Below are 5,838 nucleotides of genomic sequence, written 5' to 3' on the forward strand. Positions count from 1 at the left end.
AAACTTCTTCAGCTCGGTGGCAAACGCCTTGTGCGGGAAGGGATAGAGCTGCTCCACACGCACGATGACGGTGTCCCAGGCCTTCTTCTCGTCACGCCGCTTGATCAGGTCGTAGGCCACCTTGCCCGAGCAGGCGATCACGCGCTTGACCTTGTCGTTGTCGATCTCCTCGCGGCCCGGGCCGATCACGGTACGGAACTCACCCTTGGTGAACTCGGCAAGGGGCGACGATGCATCCTTGGCCCGCAGCAGCGACTTGGGCGTCATGATGACCAGGGGTTTGCGGAACATGCGCACCATCTGCCGGCGCAGCAGGTGGAAGATCTGGCTGGCCGAGGTGGGCTGCACGATCTGCATGTTGTTGTCGGCGGCCAACTGCATGAAGCGCTCGAGGCGTGCCGACGAGTGCTCGGGGCCCTGGCCTTCGTAGCCGTGCGGCAGCATCAGCGTGAGGCCATTGGCACGGCCCCATTTCACTTCGCCCGAGGCGATGAACTGGTCGATCACAACCTGCGCACCGTTGACGAAGTCACCGAACTGCGCCTCCCAGATCACCAGGGTGTTGGGGTCGGAGCCGGCATAGCCGTATTCGAAGCCGAGCACCGCTTCTTCGGACAGCAGCGAGTCGATCACCACGAACGGCGCCTGGCTTTCGGCGATGTGTTCGAGCGGCGTCCAGGTGCCTTCGTCCCACTTCTCGCGATTCTGGTCGTGCAGCACCGAGTGGCGGTGGGTGAAGGTGCCACGGCCGCAGTCTTCGCCCGACAAACGCACCGGGTAGCCACTGGCCACCAGCGAGGCGTAGGCGAAGTGCTCGGCCATGCCCCAGTCAACATTGATCTCGCCACGGCCCATGGCGGCCCGGTCGGCCAGCACCTTCTCGACCAGTGGGTGGGCCTTGAAGTTGGGCGGCAACGATGTGATGCGCTCGGCAAGTCGCTTGATTTCGCTCAGCGGCAGCGCGGTGTCGGCCGAGTCGGTCCACTTCTTGTTAAGGAAGGGCGACCAGTCGACGGCGTACTTGCTCTTGTAGTTGGTCAGCACCGGGTCGACGGTGTGCTTGCCAGCGTCCATGGCCGCGCGGAAGGCCTTGACCATCTCGTCCGGGCCCTCGGGCGGCAGCACGTTTTGCGCCACCAGCTTGTCGCCGTAAAGCTTGCGGGTGCCGGGGTGCTGGCCGATCTTCTTGTACATCAGCGGCTGGGTCAGCGAGGGCGTGTCCTGCTCGTTGTGGCCCAGCTTGCGGAAGCAGACGATGTCGACCACCACGTCCTTGTTGAACTCTTGCCGGTAGTCGAGCGCGAGCTGGGTGCACAGCACCACGGCCTCGGGGTCGTCGCCGTTCACGTGCAGCACCGGCGCTTCGATCATCTTGACCACGTCGGTGCAATACAGCGTGGAGCGCGAGTCACGCGGGTCGCTGGTGGTGAAGCCGATCTGGTTGTTGATGACAAGGTGCAGCGTGCCGCCGGTGTAGTAACCGCGCGTTTGGGCCAGCGCCAGCGTCTCCATCACCACACCCTGGCCGGCGAAAGCCGCGTCGCCGTGCACCAGCACGGGCAACACGGTGTCGCCGGTCTTGTCACCACGGCGGTCCAGGCGGGCCTTGACCGAGCCTTCGACCACCGGGTTCACGATCTCCAGGTGCGAGGGGTTGAACGACAGGCTCAGGTGAACCGGGCCACCGTCGGTCGTCACATCGCTGGAGAAACCCTGGTGGTACTTCACGTCACCGGACGGCAGGTTCTCGGGTGCGGTGTGGTCGAACTCCGAGAACAGGTCGGCGGGCGCCTTGCCCAGCGTGTTGACCAGCACGTTCAAGCGGCCACGGTGGGCCATCCCGATCACGATCTCCTGCACGCCCTTGATGCCGGAGCGCTGCACCACCTCGTCCATCGAGGCGATGAAACTTTCGCCGCCTTCGAGCGAGAAGCGCTTCTGGCCGACGTATTTGGTGTGAAGGTAGCGCTCAAGGCCTTCGGCCGCGGTGAGGCGGTCGAGAATGTTCTTCTTCTCGTCGGCCTTGAAGTTCGGCTTGGAGCGAATGGCCTCGAGCTTCTGCTGCCACCAGCGCTTTTCAGCGGGCTCGGTGATGTGCATGAACTCGGCGCCGATCGAACCGCAGTAGGTTTCACGCAGCGCTTGCAAGATCTCGCGCAGCGTTTGCTGCTCGGCGGTGGTGAAGTAGGTGTTGGTGGCGCTGAACGTGATGTCCATGTCGGACTCGCTCAGGTCATAAAACGCCGGCTCCAGCTCGGGAATCTTCGGGCGCTCCTGGCGCTTGAGCGGGTCGAGGTCGGCCCAGCGGGCGCCGAGCGAACGGTAAGCCGCGATCAGCGACTGGACGTGAACCTGCTTGCGGGCCACCGCCAGTTCGGCGGCGCTGGCCTTGACAGCGAAGGCATTGGCCTTGCCACGCTGCGCAAACGATTCAACGACCGGCGCGTGGGCCACATCGCGGGCCTCGGAGCCGTCGGTGGCGGGAACGTTCTGGAGGGCGTCGAAATACGAACGCCAGTTGTCGGGCACGGAGCCGGGGTTGTCGAGGTAGGCCTCGTACATCTCTTCGACATAGGGCGCGTTGCCCCCGAACAGGTACGAGTTGGACCTGTATTCCTGCATCATTTCGCTCACCTTTCGCTCCGGTTTCCGGGGCTGTAGTGGGTTGATAAACCTTCCGCGACACGGCTGAACCGACTGGCGGATTGCGACCCGCCTTGACGTTGTGATCAAGGGGACGGGAAGGACCTGTGTAAGTCTGCGCGCGACTGTAACACCGTTGTTTATCGGCAGTTACTTCGCTCGATTGAATACCGAGTGAGTTCGCACAATGCGGGCAAGGGCAAGCGTCTGTGCCCTTCGTTCCCATGCGCCAGACCATCCACATCCACCCCGCCGCCGCGCCCAAACCCGGGTGGGGCGAGCCCTGCAATGGCTGCGGCGTGTGCTGTGCGGTCGAGCCCTGCCCGGTGGGCATGCTGCTCAGCCGCAAACGCACGGGCGCCTGCGTTGCATTGAGCTGGAGTGACGAGGAAAACCGCTACCGCTGCGGCGTGGTGAGCGAGCCGCAGCGTTTAGTCGCGCCGCGCTGGCTGGCCCAACTGGCGGCCCGCTTCGCCTTGCGCATGATCGCGGCGGGCAAGGGCTGCGACTGCGACCTCGCGGTCGAGCCGCAGCGCTGAATCGTCAGGCTGCGATCAGGCCCAGGCGGCTGCGCGCCGCGTTGTATTCGTCGCGCAGGCGTTGCACCAGTTCGCGGGTCGGCACCACTTTCTTGACGGCGCCAATGCCCTGGCCCGAGCCCCAGATGTCCTTCCAGGCCTTGGGCTTGGCGCGCTCGGTGCCAAAGCTCATTTTGCTGGCATCGCTGACCTCGAGGTTGTCGGGGTCGAGGCCTGCCGCGCGGATCGATGGCGCGAGGTAGTTGCCATGCACGCCGGTGAAGAGGTTGGAGTAGACAATGTCGTCCGAGCTGCCTTCCACGATGGCCTGCTTGTAGCCATCGGCAGCGCGGGCTTCTTCGGTCGCGATGAAAGCCGAGCCGATGTAGCCGAAATCGGCGCCCATGGCCTGGGCCGCCAGCACCGCCTCGCCGGTGGCGATGGCACCGCTCAGCGCCAGGGGGCCGTCAAACCACTCGCGGATCTCGCGGATCAGGGCAAACGGGCTCTTCACGCCCGCATGGCCACCGGCACCCGCCGCCACGGCGATCAGGCCGTCAGCGCCCTTCTCGATCGCTTTGTGGGCGAACTTGTTGTTGATGATGTCGTGCAGCACGACGCCACCCCAGGCGTGCACGGCGTCGTTGACTTCGACCCGCGCCCCCAGTGACGTGATGATGATCGGCACCTTGTACTTGGCGCACACCGCCATGTCGTGGTCCAGCCGATCGTTGCTCTTGTGCACGATCTGGTTGATCGCAAACGGCGCAGCCGGTTTGTCGGGGTTGGCCTTGTTGTAGGCGGCGAGCGTCTCGGTGATCTCGGCCAGCCACTCGTCCAGCAGCTCGGCCGGGCGCGCGTTCAGCGCCGGCATGGAGCCCACCACACCGGCCTTGCACTGCTCGATCACAAGCTTGGGATTGCTGATGATGAACAACGGTGAACCGATGATCGGCAGCGGCAGGTTTTGCAGAACGGGAGGCAGGGCCACAAACGTCTCCGGATGAATTTGTTGTCGGTTGGAATCAGAACGAGTCGAGTGCCAGCGCCGTGACGCTGTCTGCGCCTTCGACGATGGCATCGCGCACACCCGGCACGCGGCTCAAGATGTGATCGGCGTAGAAGCGCGCGGTCGTCACCTTGGCGGTGAGGAAGGCGGCGTCACCCTCGCCTGCTTTCAGTTGCGACTCGGCCACGAGCAAGGCGCGCGCGAGTTGCCAGCCGGCCATCACATTGCCAGCGAGCATCAGGTAAGGCACCGAACCCGCGAACACCGCGTTGGGGTTGCCCTTGGTGCCGGCGGCGACAAAGTCGACCACTTGCTCAAATGCCACGCGCGCTGCGCTCAATCGTTTGAGCACCGAGCGAGCGGCAACGCTGTCGCGCTGGGCCAATTCGGCTTCGGTGACGGCGATCTGCTGGGCGATGCCCTTGGCCGTCTGGCCACCATCACGCGCCGTCTTGCGGCCCACCAGGTCGTTGGCCTGGATGGCGGTCGTGCCTTCGTAGATGGTCAGGATCTTGGCGTCGCGGTAGTGCTGCGCCGCGCCGGTTTCTTCGATGAAGCCCATGCCGCCGTGCACCTGCACACCCAGGCTCGTCACTTCGAGGCTCATCTCTGTGCTGTAGCCCTTGACCAGCGGCACCATGAACTCATAGAAGGCCTGGTTCTGCTTGCGCACCTCGGCATCCGGGTGGGCATGCGCGGCGTCGTAAGCCGAAGCCGCCGTGATGCTCATGGCGCGGCAACCTTCGATCAGAGAGCGCATCGTCATCAGCATGCGCTTCACGTCAGGGTGGTGAATGATGGGCGCGCTGGTGGTCATCGACCCGTCGACGGGGCGCGACTGCACACGGTCTTTGGCGTATTGCACCGCCTTCTGGTACGAACGCTCGGCCACCGCGATGCCCTGGATGCCGACCGCATAACGCGCGGCGTTCATCATGATGAACATGTACTCGAGGCCGCGGTTCTCCTGGCCCACCAGCGTGCCGACGGCACCACCGTGGTCACCGAACTGCAGCACGGCCGTGGGGCTGGCCTTGATGCCCAGCTTGTGTTCGATGCTCACGCAGTGCGCATCGTTGCGTTCACCCAGCGAGCCATCGGCCTTGACCATGAACTTGGGCACGACAAAAAGGCTGATGCCCTTCACGCCTTCAGGCGCACCGACCACGCGCGCCAGCACCAGGTGCACGATGTTCTCGGCCATGTCGTGCTCACCATAGGTGATGAAGATCTTGGTGCCGAAGATCTTGTAGCTGCCGTCGGGCTGCGGCTCGGCGCGGGTGCGCACCAGGGCCAGGTCGGAGCCCGCTTGCGGCTCGGTGAGGTTCATCGTGCCGGTCCACTTGCCCGAGATCATGTTGGGCAGGAAGGTGGTTTGTTGTTCGGGTGAGCCGGCGGTGAGCAGCGCTTCGATTGCGCCGTCGGTCAGCAGCGGGCACAGCGCGAAGCTCATGTTGGCGCTGTTGAGCATCTCGATGCAGGCCGCGCCGATCGTCTTGGGCAGGCCCTGGCCGCCGAACTCGACCGGGTGCTGCAGGCCCTGCCAGCCGCCTTCGGCGAACTGGCGGAAGGCCTGCTTGAAGCCGGGCGTCGTCGTGACCTGGCCGTTGTGGAAGGACGATGGCTTGGCATCACCGTCCCAGTTCAGCGGCGCGACCACCCCTTCAT

The 5,838-nt window shown here is 64.6% G+C and carries 4 protein-coding genes; 1 reads left to right on the top strand and 3 read right to left on the bottom strand.

Annotated features, from left to right (window positions below):
* Positions 1–2,625, bottom strand: a 2,625-nt coding sequence (locus tag RMO40_RS08670) for a 2-oxoglutarate dehydrogenase E1 component (protein WP_309719157.1), incomplete at its 3' end; no start/stop codon positions are given.
* 242 nt (positions 2,626–2,867) lie between these two features.
* On the opposite strand from RMO40_RS08670, the gene RMO40_RS08675 reads away from it, so the two are divergent.
* Positions 2,868–3,182 carry a hypothetical protein gene (locus RMO40_RS08675; protein WP_309719148.1) on the top strand — a complete coding sequence of 105 codons (315 nt, stop codon included), beginning with the start codon at positions 2,868–2,870 and terminating at the stop codon, positions 3,180–3,182.
* Positions 3,183–3,186: 4 nt separating this feature from the next.
* Here RMO40_RS08675 and RMO40_RS08680 read toward each other — a convergent pair whose 3' ends face one another.
* Positions 3,187–4,152 carry a nitronate monooxygenase gene (locus RMO40_RS08680; protein WP_309719151.1) on the bottom strand — a complete coding sequence of 322 codons (966 nt, stop codon included), beginning with the start codon at positions 4,150–4,152 and terminating at the stop codon, positions 3,187–3,189.
* Between the two features lie 34 nt (positions 4,153–4,186).
* Positions 4,187–5,838 (bottom strand): acyl-CoA dehydrogenase C-terminal domain-containing protein (locus RMO40_RS08685; protein ID WP_309719154.1); only part of this gene is annotated, 1,652 nt, incomplete at its 5' end.

The organism is Rhizobacter sp. (genome assembly GCF_031412075.1).
Taxonomy (GTDB): Bacteria; Pseudomonadota; Gammaproteobacteria; order Burkholderiales; family Burkholderiaceae_C; genus Rhizobacter.